Raw genomic sequence first — 20,755 nt, 5'->3', positions numbered from 1 at the left:
GTTTAACTAATCATCATCGCGGTAATGCAAGTCTTCGAATTTGTGGTTGCCGTATTGCTGAGCCAGGTCTGGTGACTGGTAGTAAATCGTGTCAACCCATTGTTCAGCACCGCCGCCTTGAACCAGAATTTTAACTGAATGGCCATCGATATTTTCATAGTGAACGGCGAAGGAGGCACCATCACCGGCACTCTGGGTCCATCCTCGAATGTTTAACCAGTGCATACCGTAATCGTCAAAGAAAGATGTGCGGAACCAATCCTTAGTGGCGTCGATAATTGACTTACTGGTGTAGTTGTCATTATTCTCACCAAATTCTTTGGACTGTCTGAACAGATAACCCTTTTCGCCATCGATGGTAACGCTATTCTTCCCAAAAGTAACCTTGCCATCTTTGCTGTACCAGGTACCTTGCATGTCTGCAGGAACGTTTACGGCTCCTTCGTTACCATACTTGCCGGTCTTAGTGGTTGACGAACTGCTAGAAGAACTGCCGCCATTACGCTTGTCGTTAACCTGAGCATTCTTAGCCAATTGCTTAGCGTAAGAACTTTGACCCTTGTTGTTCAGGTAGTTGACCATTGTTTTGCGGCTGACGGTTCCTAACTTTTTAGCAGCGTGATTCTTGGATGCGTTGCTAAAAATGGTGACGTTGTTGTCGTTAACGGTGTAAACCAACTTGGATGATTGTTGGTCGGCACGGACGTTGTAGGCCACCCCTTGACCCTTGTCGCTTAAATCGTAACGGTCGGCGTTGTAGAGGTCGACTTGCAGACTAGACTTGTGGGCAGCTTTAGCCGTGGAAGCCCAATCCTTGCCGTATTTGTTGCCGGCGTAAGTGGTAACGACGCTGACCATTTCTTGTGGGGTCAGGTTGTCAGCACTGATCTTTTCGCTGGACTTGCTGGCGAGCAGGCTGGACGAATTGCCGCTGTTCGTAGGTGAGCTTTGACTGGCACAACCTGCCAAGGCAAGGCAGAGACCAGCAACGGTTAACATTGCAACGTGTTTCTTATTCATAATTTCGACTTCCTCTTCAAATAGTTACTCTCTCACTCTATAACAACATTTTTGGAAAAACAACAAGAGATCAGGAGCGTGATCGTACTTTTATCTGATAAAATGATGCAGAGGTGATTCGAATGGAAATTGACATCAAACGTGACAATTTGAAATTACATGGTTTGCTGGAGGGCACGTCAACCGTTGAAAACGACACGGTCGCCATCTTAATGCACGGTTTTAAGGGGGACTTGGGCTACAACGATAGTAAGATTCTGTATGCTTTGTCGCATAACCTCAATGATCGCGGCCTGGCAACCATCCGCTTTGACTTTGACGGTTGTGGCAAGAGTGACGGGAACTTCACCGACATGACCGTCTTCTCCGAGATTCAAGACGGAATTGCAATCATTAATTATGTACGAAACGTCATGCACGCCAAGCATATTTACCTGGTTGGCCATTCGCAGGGCGGAGTAGTTGCGTCAATGCTCGCCGGTTACTACCGCGATGTGTTAGAAAAGTTAGTGCTGATGGCACCAGCCGCAACTTTGAAGACGGATGCTTTGCAGGGGATTTGCCAGGGTAGTCAATATGACCCGAACCATATCCCAGATGTCGTCAACGTTCATGGCTTTGCAGTGGGTGGCGCATATTTCCGGACGGCTCAGTTAATGCCTATCTATGAAACGGCTCAACATTTTGACCATCCAGCTCTGCTCATCCATGGTTTGGCTGACCAAGTTGTTTCACCAGATGCCACACGAAAGTACAACGTGATCATGCCACAAACCGAAATGCACTTGGTTGAAGGCGAAGGCCACTTGTTTGACGGTCCCAAGCGGCCAGAAATCATTAAATTAGTGGGCGATTTCTTATTAAAGTAAGCAAATTTAAGCAAAAAAGCAGCTGTGTCAATTGTTGACACAGCTGCTTTCTTTTTTAATCAGCGATTGCTTGTGGCTTTGCTTTGATCAAGCAGCCGGCAATGATGCTGAAGATGGTGACTAAGAATGGGAAGAAGGCCCATGGAATGAACTTCAATGGATCAATCTGCAGAGCACCTGAGATGAAGACCCCTGAAACGGACCATGGGACGATGGCGTTGACCGCCGCCCCGGCATCATTTAAGACCCGGGTCATGAATTTACGTGGCAGTTTCAAACGGTCAAATGAGTGAACAAAGGATTGACCAGGCAGGATGATTGCAAGGTAGTGTTCACCAACGACCAGGTTGACCCCGATACAAGTCAAGGCAGTGGCAAAGGTTAAACGACCAGAACTCTTAGTAATGCCAGACAGGTGGTTGATAATGGCACCGATGATGTTAAAGCGGATCAAGAGACCACCTAACGCCAAGGCAAAGACGATCAGTGCCAGAGATGTCAGCATGCTGGCGATACCACCCTTGGACAAGAGGGCATCGATGGTCTTATTGCCGGTGTGAGAAACAAAACCGTTTAAAATCGTCTTGGTGATACTACTGATGCTGGTGGATGGTGCATGGAACCAGCCTAAGCCAGCGGCAAAAAGGGAACCCAGACCCAATGATGGGATTGCGGGAACTTGTAAGACGGCCAACACAATCAGCAGAACTACTGGCAACATCGCCCAGCCGGAGATCCAGAAACCTTTTTGCAGACCATCCATCATGCGGTGAACGGCATCCAGGCTGACAGACTTTGAATTCAGGCCCAAGAAGGTGTAGACGACCATGCAGACGGCCCAGGCAGGGATATCGGTAACCAAGAGGGAACGGATGTGTTCGTAAATGCTGATCTCCCCAACGCTAGCAGCCAGGTTGGTCGTTCCGGACAGGGGCGAGATGTTGGAACCACAGAAGGCACCGGAAACGATGACGCCGGCGGTTAAGCCAGGGTTGATCTTCAGGGTTGCCCCAATCCCGATGAAGGCGATCCCCATCGTTGACACGGTCGTGAAGGAACTCCCGCAGGCAACCCCAACCAAAGTACAAACCAGGAAGACGGTTGGAAGGAAGAACTTCACGGAGATAATCTTAAAACCAAAGAACATGATGGTTGGAATCGTGCCCGAGAAGATCCAGGTGGCAATCAAGACCCCGATTGAAAGGAAGATGATCAAGGGGTCGACACCAGCTTTCAAACCGCTGCGCATTCCGTTCATGACGGTGTCCCAGCTAAAGCCCCGGACCTTGCCGTAGATGGCCAGAAAAGTAAACGCGATGAACAGAGGAGCTTGTGGAGCTTGGTGCTTGATGATAATTAAGAAGCCTAAGATACATAAGATAACAATTAAGACGATCAAGCTTTCACCAAAGCTCAGATCGGGTTCTTCTTGCTTTTGATTTGCTGATTTTTTGAAAATACTCATTTTAACCAATCCTTTTTAAAATACAAAAATGCCAACTAGACTCAGACATTGCTCAATCTAGTTGGCGTATTTAACGGACTCATTCAAATGATTGGCCATACTAGATTGAAAACACCTAGCAAAGCCATGCTCAAATACAACTCTGCTTAGGCGCGAACGTCTGTCGGTCCGCACCTAAGTGGTACAGGCCTACGCTGAATAAGCATAGCCGTAATAATACGAGTTGTGTGTTGAGCTAAATAATCGCATTTGACAACGTCCTTTCGTTAATTGATTGTTTTTATTAAAGCATTTTAATATTTATCTGTCAATCCTAATTTTAAATTAATTTGACTGACAATTGTCCGGAATCTGCCAAGTTAGGGTTGAGAAGCCGCTCAAAGCTTGCAAAGAGTGGTCAAATAGCCGAAAATATACTATGTATGTATTTATACTGAAAAGAATGAGGAGATCAAACAAATGTCGACTGGAGATCCAGTAAAAACACATATTAACGACAAGCGGATTCATGTGGTGCATAACCATGAAGACGCGCAGATGTCCATTCAAGAAATTTTTGATGCGCAATCATATCCCCAAATGATCGGGGTCACCGGCCAAATCAGTGCCGATTTCATCAATCAATACTTAAGCGGCTTTGTCCAAGTTGAATTAGCCTTGGGCAACCTGCCGACTCATCAACATTTACGCAACCTCGAAAACGTGACGAAGGGCGCTTTGGCGGATGCACTGTTGAATACGGCCAATAAGGAGGCTATCAAGCTCTTTCAAGGCTTGAGTTCGCAGCTGCAACTGACTGCGCTGGCAGGGGTGCTGAAGCTCGAAATTGCACCGACCCAGCTCTTGCACTCGCGCTTCTATCTTTTAGCCAACCTGGTTACTGGCAATACACGGGTTATTTTGGGTTCGATTAATCTGACGAAGGAATCCTTTGATGCGGCAGCCAACCGGTTCGAGGAAGTGTTGATTTTCGATAACGATCCACTGTATGGCAACCTGCTCCACCACTTCAAAGAGGATATCCGGCCAGTTGTCCAGCCTTACTTCACCAACGAATTGCTAACCGTTGCGGAGAAGCAATTGAAGGCCAACCGGGCGGCCAATGGCAACAACGATAGTGTCATCATCTTATCCAATGAGGAGACGGATCAGATTGTGCAACGGGAAATGACCAACCTGATTGTTGATGACGTTCAGCGGCAACTGGATAAGCAGCTACTTGATCCGCAGGCCACGTTGGCAATGCGGAATGTCACCGCTAACCGGACGCATGATGCCGAAATGGAAGAGCGGGCAATTAAGCAGCGAGACACTGTTTTGATGTTGGAAAAGGAATCCGTTTCCCCGCGTGCCGCTCATCCAAAGATTAAGGATCGTGAGCAGATTAGCAAGCGGGTGCAACATGCCCTGCAATCCTCTGTTTCACCGCAAGACTTGGCAGTGGAGAAGAAGTACACCACCTTCCTTTATGACCGGCCCCTTGAACGGAATATTGCCCATAATCAGACTGGTCTGTACACGCCAAATGACGCTGGTACCTATCCGATTCCGTTCGGTAAGTTAGCCACCGTTTCGCAAATCAAGGAAGGCCTGCAGCAAATTGAGGCCGTCATCCGCGGTTACCAGCAGTTCGTCGTTGATTTCACTGCTGATTATGGCAAACGTTATTACGAAGCCATCATGTATGCCTTTACAGCGCCATTCTTGTGGGAAATCCGGCAAAAGGCCAGTTTGAACCCAGAAGATGGGAACGATATTCCAAACTTCCTAATCCTGGGCTCCAGTGCCGGTTCTGGCAAGTCAACCTTGCTACGGATCATCAACCAGTTGACCTGGAATACGTCCAAATCAATGATTGACTTTGGGACGATCTACCCAGTTGACGCTCCCCAGCGTAAGGCCAAGACCATGCAGGCACTGCAAAGCTACATGATGCAGGGGAGTACTTACCCAGTCTTAGTCGATGAAATTGAACCGTACTTCTTCCAGCAGCCGCAATACAGTCGGCGCTTGATCGTTGATACGACTAACGAACTGGTTAACAGCCCTAAGCCCGTTGCTCCATTGATTGGGACGACCAACTACAATTCGGGCTTCACTATGCGACGGGAAACCGCACGGCGGACTTACTATCTGCAACTGGATAAGGTTATCGACAGTGCCAAGAAGGGTGAGGCGGCCAAGTATATCTACGGTGTCCGTGAGAAACTGGACAACACACTCTTCAAGGACTTTGTTGTGCGGATGGCCAACTACCTGGAAGATGACAGCACGCCTTGGCGGATGTTCGACAAGAATACCGGCCAGCTGGACTTCTTGGCGATGACCCGGCGAATTTTCCGTTATTACTACCAGTTAGCCGACATGCCGATTCCGGATTACTTTTCCGACAGCTTGTGCGATGACTTTGGTGAAAACGCGCGGAATAAGTGGGCTAAGCTCTACCTGACGCAGAAGAAGGACTTCCTCTTCAGAAAGGATAAGAACAGCCTGCTCTTTGACATCACTAAGTTAACGACTTTCAACGGCTTTTCCAGCGATTCGGTTGAGGAATATCGGAATGCGCTGCCAGTGGAACTCTGTGTTGACGGGATCAACGGGAAGAACGGTAAATTTGTTGAGATCAAGGCCCCAGCTTTCTATAACTGGATCGGCATTGAGAACCCACAGTTGGAGCCCGTTGCTGACGCCGATAATGACCAAACAAATGACGAAGACGATAAAGCAGCTGAAAAAGAAGAAAAGGCCGCCGAAACACCGAAACCAAAGAAGAAACGTGGCTTCTGGGCACGACTGTTTGGCTAATTTAACATGCGCAGAGGGGGTGTGCGGATGAAAATTAAATGGGGGCATCACCTCTTAAGAATTTTGATCGTCATTGTCCTGATATTATTGGCCCTGCAGCTTTACCTGTTAAAGGGCGCCCAGTCCCACACCATTCCGGCTAAGCGCACCAACGTCAACTATTCTGCCACACCGACTCTGTTGATCCCGGGTTGGGGCGGCAATAGCTGGACCTATCAGCGGCTGATTCACCGGGCACAGAAGGGTGATGTGGCGCAAAAAGCAATGACCATCTGGGTGGCACCAAATGGCCGAGTGATTGTCAAAGGGAGCCTGAACCACCACAATCCAATCATCCAGCTCTTATATATCTGGAACTACACTAGCGGTTATGAGAAACAGACCCAGCAACTGCGCCGGGTGATGTTTATGCTGCACGACGATTACCACATCAACAAGATGAACGTGGTTGCCCATTCCTATGGCGGCACCGAGTTTTTCCATGCCTATCTGCGCTCGCCCAAGTTGCAAAAAGACGTGAAAGTTCTGCATTTGATCTTACTAGGGGTGCCAGTTGATGAGAGTTTTGGCCGCAAGACACGCTACACACCGCTTTTGGTCCATCGTTCTCAAGATCAAAACTTCACCCAGCTCGAGGACGCAATCGATCGGCACTCGTTGACCAGTATTAAGCAAATCGACAACTGGATGGGCCAAACGAAAAAGGGGACGGATGGCGCCGTTCCCCATGTCCAATCGCAAATGCTGAAAACCCTCTTGTTAGGGCAGAAGGTTGATTATCATGAACACATTTTTAAACATACCGATCATTCACAGCTTCATCAGCGGAAAGAGATTTTGAGCCGGCTGATGAAGGTCTTGTGGAACAAGCAGTAAGGAGGTCATTGGATTGAAAAAAGAACACGGACAAGTTACGGGCCTAATCTGGCGCGGGGTTGAAGACGTGGCATTGTATAAACGCCTAGAGAAGTACGCCAAGAATCATGAATTGACGGTTGCTGAAGCCGCTAAACAGTTGATCCGGCAAGGTTTGAACCAAAAGAAGTAGCCAGGTGATTGTATGCTGAAGATTTCTCAACAATTAAAGATTCACTGGCCTGAAAAGCCCATCGAACACGCGAGCCAGAAGAAGGCCAAAAGCAGTTCGACCTTACTTAATTGGTACGTTAAGCCGGCCCAGTTAAAGGACATGGACATGGTCTTGTTTGTCAACGAGGCCACCTTGACGCCCATTGTGGTGCCGGGAATTGACTTCTTGCGGGTGGATGTCCGGATGGTCTTCCAGGAAGTACTATTGCAGAAACTGGCTTTAGGCCGGGTCAACCGCGAGAAGGCGCGTACCTACATCGATGCCTGCTTGAGTGGAGAAAAGTTTGAACCCAATCTGACCACGAACTTTATGGTTGAAAAAGCCTACCAAGAGTACCGATCACTTCTAGCTGAACAGACGATTGACTTAGTTCACGATCAGGAAGAGGGGCGCTTGATGCAGGATTTGGTCAACTTGGGGCATCAATTGACAACGAAAGCAACCTGCCTGCCTAACCAACAACCTAGCGAATTGCTTGCTGAAAAAGTCAATGAGGAGATCACTGTGGCCGCCGAAAGAGGGGACCACGCTAGTAAGTTACGCGCTGCTTACGATCAGTGGGCTGAGCAACGTTCTCTGACCCCCAAACAACCAGGGTTTAAACAAGCTTGTCAGCAGATTCGCGAGTTGAATGCGCATTTTATGGCGGGATTCAAGGACTGGTTGAGTCAATCGATCGACAAGGAGACTTTAGCAGATGTGCTGAAGGTCGTTGATGATTTCCAAAACCATTATCTGTTAAGCAAGCACCCGCTGACGATTTGTGACGATTTGACGGCGGCTTGCTCCTACCTAATGGCTAACATGCCGCAGAATGATCAGCAGGCGGCAGTCACTTATCTTCGTGCATTTGACTTGATGGGCCAGTACATCATGGGCATTAAGCTTTGGACCGATGATGACTTCAAGGTCTACCATGATTCCGTAATCGACGGCAGTCAGGGATTGGTTGAATCTGATGCCACGGTGGATGATAACAAAGCCGCCTATCAGAAGATGACAATCAACCTGATCAGAGACTTGGTCACCAATCAGACCGATATTTTGAAGGTCGCTTTGGAGAAGTTGTCGCAGGCACATCGGGATAAATTGGCAAAATTATTAGCAAGTGTCAACGCAGAAAAGAAGAGGAAATAACATGTTGAGTAAAAACTTTAAGTACCCTGATACCAAGGCCTTCAATTTCGTTGTCGATACTCTGCATGACCGTGGTGTCCACTTGCACGACCTGGCCCAGATGGCATATAATCTGCAGTCACAGTTTCTGCCTAACTTGACCGTCGATGAGTGTTATGAGAACTTGATCCAAGTCCTGCATAAACGTGAATTGCTCAATAATGCGATGGTGGCCTTGGAGTTGGACCGCTTGTGCCAAGAAGGCAAGATTAAGGAGCCGCTGGAATCGATCATAAAAAACGATGCCGGAGTCTTTGGTGTCGATGAGGCACTCGCTATCCAGATTGCCGAGATCTATGGCACGATCGGGGTGACCAACTTTGGTTACATGGACCGGGTTAAAAATGGTATCATCCGACAGTATGACCGTGATACCAAACATGTCAATACCTTCATTGATGACCTTTTAGGCGCGATTGTCGCAGCTTTGTGTGGTAAGTTAGCCCATAAATATGCTTAAACGATTTGAGGAGGTTTCGTAAGTGTCAAAACAGTTGAAGGGGATTCTGTTCGCTGCTGGCGGTGCCTCGCTTTGGGGCGGATCTGGTGCAGCAGCCCAATATCTCTTTTCCAATACCACGATCAATACCGCTTGGTTAGTGTCTTTGAGACTGTTAACGGCGGGAATTTTACTCACTCTTTGGAGCTTATGGAAGTCGCCTGATCAAATTCATGAATTGATCCATTCCAAAAGCAATTTGAAGATGCTGGTTGCATTCTCGATATTTGGGATGCTGAATTCGCAGTTAACCTATTTTCTGGCGGTTAAGTACAGTAATGCCCCCACGGCGACGGTCATTCAATATTTGCAGCCGGTGATCATCATCGTGTGGATCTCACTCGCTAGCCATAAATGGCCGCGGCGGATCGACTGCTTGTCCATCTTGGTGGCGTTAGTGGGGACCTTCTATCTGGTGACTGGCGGCCACTTTGGCACACTAACATTGACGCCGACCGCGATCTTTTGGGGTGTCTGGTGTGCCTTTGCCGCCGCTTTTTACACCATGCTGCCGGCACCACTACTGAAGAAGTTTGACGCTTTGGCCGTTTGCGGCTTGGCGATGCTGGTAAGCGGAATCATCATGCTGCCAGTGTTGATCAAGAATGGTTGGCCAAGCCTGACAACTGGTCAATGGTGGCTAATCGTTTACATTATCGTTTTTGGTACTATGTTCTCCTACACGTTGTTCCTGCAGAGCATCCGCTACGTTGCACCTTCCGTGACGGGCATTTTGAGTGCCTTTGAGCCCTTGGTCGCAACCATCTTGGCCGTGACACTTTTGGGGACGCGCTTGACGGTAGCCGCTATCTTTGGCTCGCTACTGATCCTATTAACGACCGTTATGCAGTCGATCCCAATGAATAAAATCTTGGGCCTCCGTCATTTCCACTGGCGTCACCTCTGGCACCATGAGTAAAAAATACGCCGTCAGCACGGGTAATTCCGCAACTGACGGCATTTTTTTGCGTCGAATTTGAACTATGCGCGGCGAGCACGCAACCCCCACAGGATACAAACGGTGTCGACGACTTCTTGTAATAAGGCACCAATAATCGTGGGTACAAAACCGGTGCTGCAGATCAGCATTAAGCCAATGCAGACAAAGATTCCAATGAGCACGGCTTGTTTAGCGATCCGCAGAGTTCTTTCGGCAATCCCTACCGCATCAGCGACTTTCTCTAGGTTGTCGGTCAAAATGACCACATCCGCGGATTCGCTGGCCGCAGTCGAGCCGTGCGCACCCATCGCAATTCCGACATCAGCAGCTTTCAGCACCGGAGCATCGTTGACCCCGTCACCAACCATGATACTTGGACGGGCATCTTCGGGCAGCTGCTGAAAGTGGGTGATTTTATCGCCAGGCAAGAGGTCGGCGAAAACCTTAGTGATTCCAACTTGCTGCGCAATTCGTTGAGCAATCGAAAGTTGATCCCCGGTAATCATGATGATTTCTCGGACACCATAATGTTTCAGTCGTTGAATCGTTTGGGCGGCTTCCGGACGAACCTCGTCTTCCAGTTCAATGTGGCCCCAGTACTGGCCGTCGACGCTCACGTACGAGGCGGTTTTGGCCACTGCTGAAACTTGATTGGACTCAGTCACAAACTGCAGTTTACCGATTTTGACTTCATGGCCATCGATCGTCGCAATAACCCCTTTAGCCGTCACTTCTTGCATGTCACTCGGGTCCAGGAGCGGCAAATTATCGGCTTTTGCCTTATCAACAATCGACCGTGCCAGGATATGTCCCGAGCTTTGTTCCGCACTGGCGGCGTATTGCAGCAGTGTTTGCGGGCTAATGCCTTCTTCGGTGACGACCTTGCTGACGGTTAACGAACCTTTAGTCAACGTCCCCGTTTTGTCGAATGCAGCTGATTGAGCGTCGGCCAGTTTTTCGATAATGTCACCGGTCTTGATGACCACACCATCAGCTGAACTGCGGCTCATACCTGATACGAAGGCAATGGGCGCCGCTAAAATCAACGGACAAGGGGAGGCCACCACCAGCACCTGGGCGAAACGGACTGGATCCTTTGACAGCCACCAGGCAATGCCGGCAATGATGTACGAGATAATTGTAAACGGCAGGGCATAACGGTCAGCTAAACGAACAAAGTGGGCCGGTTTTTCTTCGGCCTGTTGGATGAGGTTAACCAGCTGCTGGTATTGACTATCAGCCGCTGTACGGTCAACAGTGAGCGTTAACCGACCGTCCCCGTTGACTGATCCAGATAATACTTGATCACCCTTTCGTTTGGTAAGCGGAACCGATTCACCGGTTAAGGCAGCTTCGTCCACTGTACTTTCACCAGTGAGCACCGTCCCGTCGACAGGAATCAGTTCACCAGGGCGGACAATTACCTGATCAGCAACCTTTAATTGATCGACGGGTACATCTTGCACACCGTTATCTACGGTCAGATGTGCCTTTTGTGGAGCCTTGTCCAGTAATGATTGCAGGTCGCTGTGGGCCTTATGGTTGGCATAATCTTCCAGTGAGTCACCACCGACCAGCATCAGTAAAATCACCATTGCTGCCCAGTATTCTTGAACGGCCAAGGTTGCGACGATGGCGGTAATCGCTAACAGGTCCACACCATAATCGCCGTTGCGCAGCTTCTTGATCATGTCCACCAGCATGGCGAGGGCAATCAAGCTTCCGGCAACTGTGTTGATCACCTGCGCCCATAACGGTTGTCCCAACAGCCACTGGCAGATGGCAGCGACACAGGCAACCGCAATTAGTACCATTAATTTGGCCCGATTGGTTTTCATAAATAATCTCCTTTGTAATAGTTTATATCCATTATGAAGTATTTAAGATAATAAAACAATTATTATCGTGACAAATAAGTTGGGATTGATCAGTGGCGAAAACTAAATGGATGTAATAAAAAAACGTGCCATATAAGTGTGGCACTTATATGGCACGTTTATTTTGATTGTTTAACTTTCGATTAAGCAGGCCGCGCCCATTCCGCCACCAATGCAGAGGGTTGCCAAGCCCTTGTGCCAATGATTTTGGTTCATTTCATGCAAGAGGGTGACGATAATCCGGGCGCCAGAAGCTCCCAGCGGATGGCCAAGTGCAAGGGCACCGCCACGAGGGTTGACTTTTCGCTCATCAACGCCTAACTGCTGGATCACAACTAGTGTCGGTGCCGAAAAGGCTTCATTTAGCTCGACACAATCGATTTGCTCCATTGTCAATTGTTCCTCTTTAAGCAGTTTCTGCGATGCGGGCAGGGGACCAATTCCCATGATCTGTGGGTCCACCCCGACAATGCTGCTGGCACTCAAATAGCCCAGGATTGGCAGGTGTTGCTCCTCAGCAAAATCTTCACTGGTTATGACAACCGCAGCTGCGCCATCGTTCAAACTGGACGAATTGCCGGCAGTCACTTGACCATCTGGCTTGAACACTGGCTTTAAGCGACTTAACTGCTCCATGTCGGTGTTTCGGACATTTTCATCCCGATCAATAACGGTTGTTTTGCCATGGCGATCCTTAACGGTGACTGGGACCATTTCATCATGGAAAGCACCTGCTTGCTGGGCTTGACCAGCTAGTTGGTGACTGCGCAAAGCAAAGCGGTCGAGTGCTTCACGGCTCAATGGGTACTTGGCCAACAAGTTCTCCGCCGTTTGGCCCATTGGGTAATGATAAAATGCGTCCTCCAATCCGTCATGATACAGCGAATCAATCAAGGTGTCATTGCCGAAACGGTAACCAAATCGCGCCTTGGGCAGGAGGTAAGGAGCGTTGGACATACTCTCCATTCCGCCAGCGACAACGACTTGATTTTGCCCCGTCATAATTGACCAGGCCGCTAATCGGATGGCCTGCATGCCGGAACCACAGACGTCATTGATGGTCGTAGCCGGAACAGCGAACGGCAAGCCGGCATGAATTGCTGCTTGGCGGGCTGGGTTTTGACCGTTACCAGCCTGCAAAACGTTGCCAAAGAACACTTCCTCAACTTGTTTCCCAGTTAATTGAGCTTCCTGCAGAGCTGCTTTGATGGCGATAGCACCCAAGTCAACCGCCGACAAGGATGCCAAGCTGCCACCAAGCTTACCAATCGGGGTTCGCTTTGCAGCCACAAATACAACTTTCTTCATGTTGGCACCTACTTTTCCAGGTATTGCAGCATATCTGGCAGCATTTTTTCGGCTTGAGCCTGGCCTTGATGGTAAAGCTCTTCCAGTTTTTTGGTATCGGATTCCAACCGACCCACCTTCACCAGATTATCCGGAGCAAAGGTGAACCACTCGCCATTTTTCGTCTTGCGATTAACCACGTTGACTTGGTGGTTGTAAGTGCGTGGTCGATTAATACCGGTTTTGGCAAAGGATGGGTAGCCCTTGAAACTATGGTGGTACATCCGCTTAACCAACCGGCCACTTAAGTGTTTGTGGTAATCGTGTGGACGGGTCCGCACAACGACCAATTTCTGGTAACCTTGTGCTTTGGCAACATTATAAGGAATTGAATCCGCAACCCCGCCATCCATGCATGGGCCGGCGGAGGTTTCCTGTGGTTCCATTAGGAAGGGCATTGAACACGATGCTTTCAGGTCATTGACCAAGTCCTGACCGGTTGGGTTCGTGAAGATAACGGCATTTCCCGTGTTCAACCGGGTCGCAACGATACTGAAATTAGACCGGGAACGACGGTAGGCTGCTTCGTCATAGTTGTTCCAATCCCAACCGTGATCTTGGAATAGGAAGTCTAAGTTCAAAATGTCCTGATTCTTCATGAAGAGGTTCCACATCGAAATGTAATCGCGATCCTTGCGATAGTGGGTGTTGACATGCAACATCCGCCCATATTGTTTGGCAACGAATTGGGCACCACACAGAGCTCCTGCAGAAACACCAATGACACTCTTAAATTCAATATGGTGGGCTAAAAACGTATCGGTAATTCCAGTGGAATAATTGCCCCGCATTGCGCCACCCTCAAGCACAAGCGCTGCATCATATAACATTTTCATCACTCCAAGAACGTAATAGCATTTATTTTAATGAAAGCGCGGCGATTCAGCAAGTAATTCGTTAGTTAACGGTAATAAAATTATGTTAAATAGTCTTTTAAACTGACATCATTAATTTTATTATTGGTCTGATATATGATCATAGGTGAAAGAACTAAGGAGGTCGCAAAAATGAAGATGTACCATGTTGATGCCTTTACGAGTGAGTTATTCAAAGGCAACCCGGCCGATGTTTGTTTCGTGGATCACTTTCCCACTGACTCAATGATGCAGGCCATCGCTACCGAAAATCGTCTGTCCGAAACCGCATTTGCCGTTCAGAAGAGTGCCGACGAATACGACTTGCGCTGGTTTACGCCGGGTGGTGAGATTAACCTGTGTGGTCATGCGACCCTAGCGACAGGCTTTCTGGTTTTCAAATTCCGCAATCCGGGCACTAAAATCGTCAAATTTGCGACTAAAAGCGGTGAATTGACGGTTGAAGAAGTTAATGGCCGCTATCAGATGAACTTCCCGAGTTATCAACTAAAAGCGGTGCCAGTGACGGATGAAATGACACAGGTCTTCGGTGTTAAGCCAATCGCTGCCTATCAAGACCGTGACCTGCTTTGTGTTTTGCCAACGGCCGCGGATGTGCAAAATTGTCAGCCGAGTCAAAAGGCGTTGGCTAAATTACCAGGATTGTTGCAAAACATCACGGCAAAGAGCGATGACCCGCAATATGATTGTGTTTCAAGATCGTTTGCTCCTAAATTAGCCGTTCCTGAAGATCCTGTTTGTGGAAGTGCCCATTGCCAAATTGTCCCTTACTGGGCGCAAAAGCTGGGCAAGACTAAGATCACTGCCTTTCAAGCTTCCCAGCGGACAGGAGTTCTTTACTGTGAAGATCTTGGAGAACGAGTTTCAATGGCTGGTGACGCCGTTCTGTACTCAACGGGTGAGTTAAACGTTGATTGATAATCCAACCTGTTAAACATAAGGAAGAAGGGGACTGATTTTTTCGATTAGTCCTCTTCTTTAATATGTAAGCGTGGTCAAAACTAGTTTATAATAAAATTATCAATAAATGTGTCAGACTGGTCGATGGAAAATTTCATGTGCTGGGCCGGTGAATGGCAAAAGAGGTGGTCTGATGGCTGACGAAAAGAAAATGACGGTATTCCAATTAACAATTATTACTACAGTTAACATGATTGGATCCGGCGTTATCATGCTGCCATCCAAACTAGCCGAAGTGGGGACCATGTCGGTGCTTTCCTGGTTGGTAACTTTAACGGGTGCCCTTTGCCTGGCCTACGTATTTGCGCGGTGTGGCATGTTAACTGACAATACCCAAAACGGCATGGGTGGTTATGCCGAGTACGCGTTTGGCCGCAGTGGCAATATGATGGCGAATTTCACCTATGCCATCTCGCTCCTCCTAGCCAATACTGCCATGGCCGTTTCGATCGTCGGCTATGGAGAAATGGCGCTGGGCATTAATCTGTCACCGCAACGGGTCGCCATTGCCGCTATGGCAGTCTTAGCGATCAGTATGGTGGCCAACTTCTTTGGGTCACACAATACTGGGATCATCAGTTCCATTACTGTGTGGGGCGTCATTATTCCCGTACTGCTCCTATGCACCATTGGCTGGTTCTTTTTCAATTCGCACACCTATATTCAATCATGGAACCCGCACCATTTCGGCCTCTTTAAAGGTGTCAGCGCCTCAATTCCGATTACTCTGTGGGCCTTTTTAGGTTTGGAATCTGCTGTCGCCAATTCAGACTCAGTCAACGATCCCAAGAAAAACGTGCCGATTGCCATCATTGGCGGCACGATTGCGGCCGGTGCGATCTACATTGCTTCAACCAATTTGATCCAGGGAATTGTGGACAACAGTAGTCTAGTCAAATCCACTGCACCATTTGGAACGGCCTTCAGTTATATGTTTAATCCAACCATCGGCGTGATTGTGATGATCATGCTGACCTTTTCCTGCTGGGGTTCGTTGTTGACCTGGCAGTTCACGCTGGCCGAGGTCTTTCGGTCATCCGCCAAAGCTGGTTACTTCCCCAAGATTTTTCGGAAACGCAATCGCTTTGGGGCGCCAGTGTGGGGAATGCTGATCATCTTAATGGGCCAGCTTTTATTGTCTTTGATGACGATTAGTCCGAACTTAAATGCCCAATTTAATGACCTGGTTGATTTAGCGGTTGTCACAAACCTGGTTCCTTATATTTTATCAATGGGTGCCGCACGACAGCTGCAGTTGCAGGCCGGTTTGACGACCAACAACGTGCATTTTAAAATCACCAACTTCCTCGCCTTGTTAGCTGGGATCTACAGTATCTATTCCATGTATTCTTGTGGTTTATTGTCACTCGACTTAGGGGCAGGCGTAGTCTTTGTTGGTTGGCTCCTGTATGGTCTGATGCCACATGAAGATGATTGACCACTAAAAAAACAAAAATAGCTGGTTTTAGTAAGGACTTGAAGCCATTACTGAAGCCAGCTATTTAATTTTGCTTTAAATCAGGAATCATTTCGTCAATTCGATGAAGCGTTGGATGATTTCCGGATCGATCCCCATCATTACCAATGAACGAATGGGCATGTTCAAAAAGATGGCGCTGCCGTCACTCTTAGCAAGCGGCTGTAATACTTTTTGCAAACCGGATTTTTTAAGCGCTGTTTGTACTTTGTCGTCTGGACTATTGAGGACGTCACCAACATAAGATTCAGTGTTGATGGCCTCGGTTGGCTCCTCGCCAATGGTTAACTTGAAGTGCTTGGTTAAGCGGATGTCGCGTGATGATGAGCCAATCGCAATTTCGTAAGTTCCGTTATCACTTTCCCACTGCTGTTTTTCTGGATTGTACCAGCTGAAGGCGCGACGATTCAGATGGAATTCGATTGTTTGTGATTCTCCGGGTGCTAATTCAACTTTGACAAAGTCACGCAGCTCTTGTGCAGGCATGACCACGCGACTAGTCTGGTTGCGGACGTACAGCTGTGGCACCTCTTTACCGCTTAACTTGCCAGTATTGGTCAGTTTAAAGCGCACAGTAACATCGTTTTTGCTTTCTGTGACGGATAAATCACGATAGTCAAAACTGGTGTAACTAAGGCCGTGGCCAAACGGGAAGCGCACAGGGTAGTGGTGCAGGTCGTAGTAGCGGTAACCGACCATTAAACCTTCAGAGTAGTTTTCATTATGTAAGTCGCGACCAAACGTGCCATAAGTTGGGTTGTCAACTAAGCGTAATGGGAAGGACTCGGCCAGCTTACCTGATGGGTTTACCTTGCCAGTCAAGACGTCCCAAGTGGCTTCACCGACTGCCTCACCAGCCAGGTAAGTCTCAACAATGGCCGGCACTTGGTCTGCCCATGGCATTTCAACGGCTGAACCATTTTGCAGAACAACGGTGACATTGTCATTGGCCATGGAAACGCGTTCCAATAGTTCAGTTTGGTTTTCTGGCAAACTGATCGTCGACTTATCAAAGCCTTCCGTTTCCATTTCTTCTGGGAAACCGGCAAAAAAGATAACCTGGTCGGATTGCTGTGCCAGTTTAACGGCCGCTGCCATGTCTTGCTCGCGATCATTTCCGTCTAGTGAGTAGCCCTTAGCATAATGTGTGTTCTTTGGGGCGGCGGCGAGCGGGGTAACTACATGGTGAGCGTTAACATGTGAGCTACCGCCACCTTGATACCGTGGTTTGGCAGCCAGTTCACCAATGATTGCAACTGAATTATGATTGTCCAGCGGCAACTGGCCTTCGTTCTTCAGTAAGACAATGCTGTTATCGGCTACATGGCGGGCGAAGTCGTGTTGTTGTTCCTTATTGTAGGTTGCTGCTGGTGATTTCGGATGAGCAAACTTGGCGACCAGTTTTAATACGCGCAGGACAGAGCGGTTAAGGGTCGCTTCGTCCAGTCGACCGTCACGGACCGCATCAACAATCTCATCAATCGAATATTTACCTTTGCCAGGCATCTCCAGGTCCAAGCCGGCCTTAAGCGCAGCCACGTGATCTGCGACCGCACCCCAGTCAGACATTACTAGGCCTTGGAATCCCCATTGATTACGCAAAATATTTGTCAACAGACGTTCGTTTTGCGAATTGAGGGTTCCATTAATCTTGTTGTATGAGCACATGATGGTTGCCGGATGGGCCAACTTAACGATCCGCTCAAAGGCAGCCAGGTAAATTTCGCGCAGCGTGCGTTCATCAATGTTGGAAGATGAAGTAAAGAGCTGGTTTTCACGGTTGTTCGCTGCAAAGTGCTTAACAGAAACGCCGACACCTTGTGATTGAACGCCCTTTACATAGGCAGTCCCCATTTTGCCAGCTAATAATGGATCTTCGGAGAAATATTCAAAGTTACGGCCGGCTAGGGGACTCCGCTTGATGTTGATGCCTGGTCCCAACAAAACAGCAATCTTTTCGGCCCTTGCAGCAATGCCCAATTGTTGCCCGAGATGATATAAAAGGTCGTCATCGAAAGAACAGGCAGTTAAGGATGAAGCGGGGAAGCAGACCGCATCAACTGATTGGTTAACACCTAAGGCATCCGCTTGATTAGCTTGTTTTCTCAATCCAGATGGTCCATCGGAAACTTGAACAGCTGGATATTGGTCACCCTTAGCAGTAAACCAAAAGTCTTTGCCGGATACTAGTGCGGCGCGTTCTTTTAGCGGCAGATGTTCGACGAATTCAAGATTAAACTGAGCCAAATTGGTTCCTCCTTTGCTTACGCAACAAACAACTTATTGTTACAGGCCAAATACATTAAGCTGATCTAGAGCCTCACAAGGGTTTGTTTGCAAACCGCTTTTTTATTTGGTGTGACACTACTTTTATCATTATCAACCATTAAAGACGAGCTTGCAATTTATCACCAACTCTTTATAGCCTTCCACTTGCTTATATGAGTCTTAATTGTAGTGATATTCTCTTTACAAACTGGTTATTGTATATGAATGGTATTGCTAAATATTTTGGAATTAGTGTTCAAACCTCAGAGGTAAGGAAGAAAGTAAGCGTCCACTTTTACAAGATAAAACTTGTGCAGCATTTGTGGTTTGTTTGCAAAAATAAAAGAGCCAGTAACCGTTGATACAAGGCGATTATTGGCTCTTTCTTTGTCTATCTCTGATTGTTCAAAATTTTGTCAGAATGGACTATGCGAGATTCGAACTCGCGACCTCCTGCATGCGAAGCAGACATTCTCCCAACTGAACTAATAGCCCCTTACATTTACTATTTTAACAGATTTAGCAGGAAAATGCTGCTGAGATAGACATTTTAAAAATTTTCGTCAACTAAGCCTTTTGTTGAATCTTGATGATGTTTTTTCAGTGCCGCCTGATGTTCAGATAAGAAATAACCGTCCCATTTCATTTTTCCTCGATCATGATAGTAAAACCGAAAGAATTCATCAGCAACTTGCTCCGCTTGATTAGTATCATAAAAGGTCATATTAATAAACTCCTTTCCCCATTACTCCAAACTATTGCCGCCATTGTGACCACCAACTAAACCACTTCGAGCAATAAAAGTGCCACCACGCTGTAAACTGCTGGCTCGTAAAATGGAGGTTTTACCGAAACGCCGGCGGATGATATCCATCGTTTCTTCTAAGTGAAAAGGATTGTAGTTGCTATCATTAAAAATACTGAGTTGTTCACCGAAACGATCCACTAACCGCGTGCAAGAAACACCAATTTCGCGGACGGTGGCATGACCATCCCAGTATTTTTCAAAGAGATAAATTAACTGTTGGTTAATGGCCTGAGTTTCAGCCGTAGCATCTGACAATTTCAATGAGTGTGCAAAGCCAGTATTGCCATCAGCGTCGGTCACTCCGATCGAATAACCGATTGACAGGTAGATGCCGGCTGCTTGCTTTCCTTGAGCACGCAAACGTGAGGCTACTTGAGCGCCAATTTCTTTAATAACGAGCTCAATTTCATTGATATCATTGTAATCACGGGGTAGCACCTGCGAATTGCCGACACCACGACTACGCCGCAGAATAGTGCTATGCAGATCCGTCCGATCGATGCCCCAAGCTGTAGCGTATAACTGATCACCAATTACGCCCAAGGCTGCGTGAAGTTCAAAAGGATCGCAGTGCGCAAGTTGATACATAGAATAAATCCCCAAATGATTAAGACGCGCCTGCATTCGTTGATTGATTCCCCAAACATCCGTTAAATTTTTAATCGGCCAAATCTTTTGTTCAACAGTATGATTGGTAATTACGCCAACAAATTCACGATTATGCTTAGCGTAAATATCCAGTGCCAATTTAGCCTGCAAGGGGTTATTACCAACGCCGACAGTGGTTATTAATGCCAATTTAGACTTTACCTCATGCTGAATTTGACGAATAACATCTAAAATATTGTTACTAAATAGGTGCCAAGTGTTAGTGATATTTAAAATGGATTCGTCAATGGAGTAGGGTAGCAGATCCTTTGGGCCAACATATTCAGCGAAGATTTGATTAACCGCCAGATTTTTGTTGATATACAAATTCATTCGCGGTGGCACAACGATAATGCGACCATCTCGTGGCAAGTTCCGTTGCCGAAAAACGTTACGAACGTGAAAATCGCGCTTAGCAGTCGGTGAGGCCGCCATCACCAAGCCACCACCAGTATTAGCTGCTTCTGACATCACAACTAAAGGGGTAGTCATGGGGTCTAAACCGCGCATTGTGCATTCTACTGTGGCATAAAAGGATTTGTTATCAATTAACAGAAAAACACCAGTAGGTTCGTGGTTATAGTTCATAATCATCACCATCTTAACGTCAATATCGAACACATGTTTGCAT

General features: G+C 47.6%; 17 protein-coding genes and 1 tRNA gene. 9 read left to right on the top strand and 9 right to left on the bottom strand.

What is annotated here, in order from left to right:
* Positions 1-6: 6 nt before the first annotated feature.
* Entirely contained in the window at positions 7-1,020 is a 1,014-nt protein-coding gene (locus tag IV45_RS04845; RefSeq protein WP_057741189.1) for a hypothetical protein, read from the bottom strand.
* Positions 1,021-1,142: 122 nt separating this feature from the next.
* Here IV45_RS04845 and IV45_RS04840 point away from each other — a divergent pair, with 122 nt between their 5' ends.
* Positions 1,143-1,889, top strand: a complete 747-nt coding sequence (locus IV45_RS04840; RefSeq protein WP_057741187.1) for an alpha/beta hydrolase — start codon at positions 1,143-1,145, stop codon at positions 1,887-1,889.
* A gap of 55 nt (positions 1,890-1,944) precedes the next feature.
* On the opposite strand, the gene IV45_RS04835 is transcribed toward IV45_RS04840, so the two are convergent.
* Entirely contained in the window at positions 1,945-3,354 is a 1,410-nt protein-coding gene (locus tag IV45_RS04835) for a Na+/H+ antiporter NhaC family protein (RefSeq protein WP_057741185.1), read from the bottom strand.
* A 459-nt stretch (positions 3,355-3,813) separates the two neighbouring features.
* Between IV45_RS04835 and IV45_RS04830 the strand changes: the two genes are divergently transcribed.
* The 6 genes from IV45_RS04830 to IV45_RS04810 are packed head-to-tail and all read left to right on the top strand — an operon-like array spanning position 3,814 to position 9,843.
* Positions 3,814-6,159, top strand: a complete 2,346-nt coding sequence (locus IV45_RS04830) for a hypothetical protein (protein ID WP_057741183.1) — start codon at positions 3,814-3,816, stop codon at positions 6,157-6,159.
* 27 nt (positions 6,160-6,186) lie between these two features.
* Positions 6,187-7,035: an alpha/beta hydrolase gene (locus IV45_RS04825; protein WP_057741181.1), complete on the top strand. Its 849-nt coding sequence runs from the start codon at positions 6,187-6,189 to the stop codon at positions 7,033-7,035.
* A 13-nt stretch (positions 7,036-7,048) separates the two neighbouring features.
* Complete coding sequence (locus tag IV45_RS07940) at positions 7,049-7,207, top strand: hypothetical protein (RefSeq protein WP_169790374.1); 159 nt, start codon at positions 7,049-7,051, stop codon at positions 7,205-7,207.
* Positions 7,208-7,219: 12 nt separating this feature from the next.
* Positions 7,220-8,386 (top strand): hypothetical protein, encoded by a 1,167-nt coding sequence (locus tag IV45_RS04820; RefSeq protein ID WP_057741179.1) that lies wholly within the window; start codon positions 7,220-7,222, stop codon positions 8,384-8,386.
* 1 nt (position 8,387) lies between these two features.
* Positions 8,388-8,885: a phosphatidylglycerophosphatase A family protein gene (locus IV45_RS04815; RefSeq protein WP_057741177.1), complete on the top strand. Its 498-nt coding sequence runs from the start codon at positions 8,388-8,390 to the stop codon at positions 8,883-8,885.
* A gap of 22 nt (positions 8,886-8,907) precedes the next feature.
* Positions 8,908-9,843 (top strand): DMT family transporter, encoded by a 936-nt coding sequence (locus tag IV45_RS04810; RefSeq protein ID WP_057741176.1) that lies wholly within the window; start codon positions 8,908-8,910, stop codon positions 9,841-9,843.
* A 62-nt stretch (positions 9,844-9,905) separates the two neighbouring features.
* Here IV45_RS04810 and IV45_RS04805 read toward each other — a convergent pair whose 3' ends face one another.
* From IV45_RS04805 to IV45_RS04795, 3 genes are all read right to left on the bottom strand, one after another.
* Entirely contained in the window at positions 9,906-11,702 is a 1,797-nt protein-coding gene (locus tag IV45_RS04805) for a heavy metal translocating P-type ATPase (protein ID WP_057741174.1), read from the bottom strand.
* Positions 11,703-11,873: 171 nt separating this feature from the next.
* Complete coding sequence (locus IV45_RS04800; protein ID WP_057741173.1) at positions 11,874-13,049, bottom strand: thiolase family protein; 1,176 nt, start codon at positions 13,047-13,049, stop codon at positions 11,874-11,876.
* An 8-nt stretch (positions 13,050-13,057) separates the two neighbouring features.
* The gene (locus tag IV45_RS04795; RefSeq protein ID WP_057741171.1) at positions 13,058-13,918 is read right to left on the bottom strand and encodes a patatin-like phospholipase family protein; all 861 of its coding nucleotides are present in this window, start codon (positions 13,916-13,918) and stop codon (positions 13,058-13,060) included.
* Between the two features lie 177 nt (positions 13,919-14,095).
* On the opposite strand from IV45_RS04795, the gene IV45_RS04790 reads away from it, so the two are divergent.
* Both IV45_RS04790 and potE read left to right on the top strand, forming a co-directional pair.
* Entirely contained in the window at positions 14,096-14,881 is a 786-nt protein-coding gene (locus IV45_RS04790; protein ID WP_057741169.1) for a PhzF family phenazine biosynthesis protein, read from the top strand.
* 175 nt (positions 14,882-15,056) lie between these two features.
* On the top strand, positions 15,057-16,361 hold the full coding sequence (gene potE / locus IV45_RS04785) for a putrescine-ornithine antiporter (RefSeq protein WP_057741167.1): 1,305 nt from the start codon (positions 15,057-15,059) through the stop codon (positions 16,359-16,361).
* Positions 16,362-16,448: 87 nt separating this feature from the next.
* On the opposite strand, the gene IV45_RS04780 is transcribed toward potE, so the two are convergent.
* The 4 genes from IV45_RS04780 to IV45_RS04770 all read right to left on the bottom strand — a co-directional run bounded on the left by IV45_RS04780 (position 16,449) and on the right by IV45_RS04770 (position 20,712).
* Complete coding sequence (locus IV45_RS04780; protein ID WP_057741166.1) at positions 16,449-18,647, bottom strand: glycoside hydrolase family 3 C-terminal domain-containing protein; 2,199 nt, start codon at positions 18,645-18,647, stop codon at positions 16,449-16,451.
* 443 nt (positions 18,648-19,090) lie between these two features.
* Positions 19,091-19,163: transfer RNA gene (locus tag IV45_RS04775), tRNA-Ala, on the bottom strand.
* 55 nt (positions 19,164-19,218) lie between these two features.
* Entirely contained in the window at positions 19,219-19,392 is a 174-nt protein-coding gene (locus IV45_RS07935; RefSeq protein ID WP_169790373.1) for a hypothetical protein, read from the bottom strand.
* 21 nt (positions 19,393-19,413) lie between these two features.
* Positions 19,414-20,712, bottom strand: a complete 1,299-nt coding sequence (locus tag IV45_RS04770; RefSeq protein ID WP_057741164.1) for a Y-family DNA polymerase — start codon at positions 20,710-20,712, stop codon at positions 19,414-19,416.
* Between the last annotated feature and the right edge of the window lie 43 nt (positions 20,713-20,755).

Origin of the sequence: Limosilactobacillus secaliphilus, assembly GCF_001437055.1 — a bacterium.
Lineage (GTDB): Bacteria > Bacillota > Bacilli > Lactobacillales > Lactobacillaceae > Limosilactobacillus > Limosilactobacillus secaliphilus.
The sequence above is the reverse complement of the archived record's forward strand: the minus strand, read 5'-3'. Positions and strand labels throughout refer to the sequence as shown.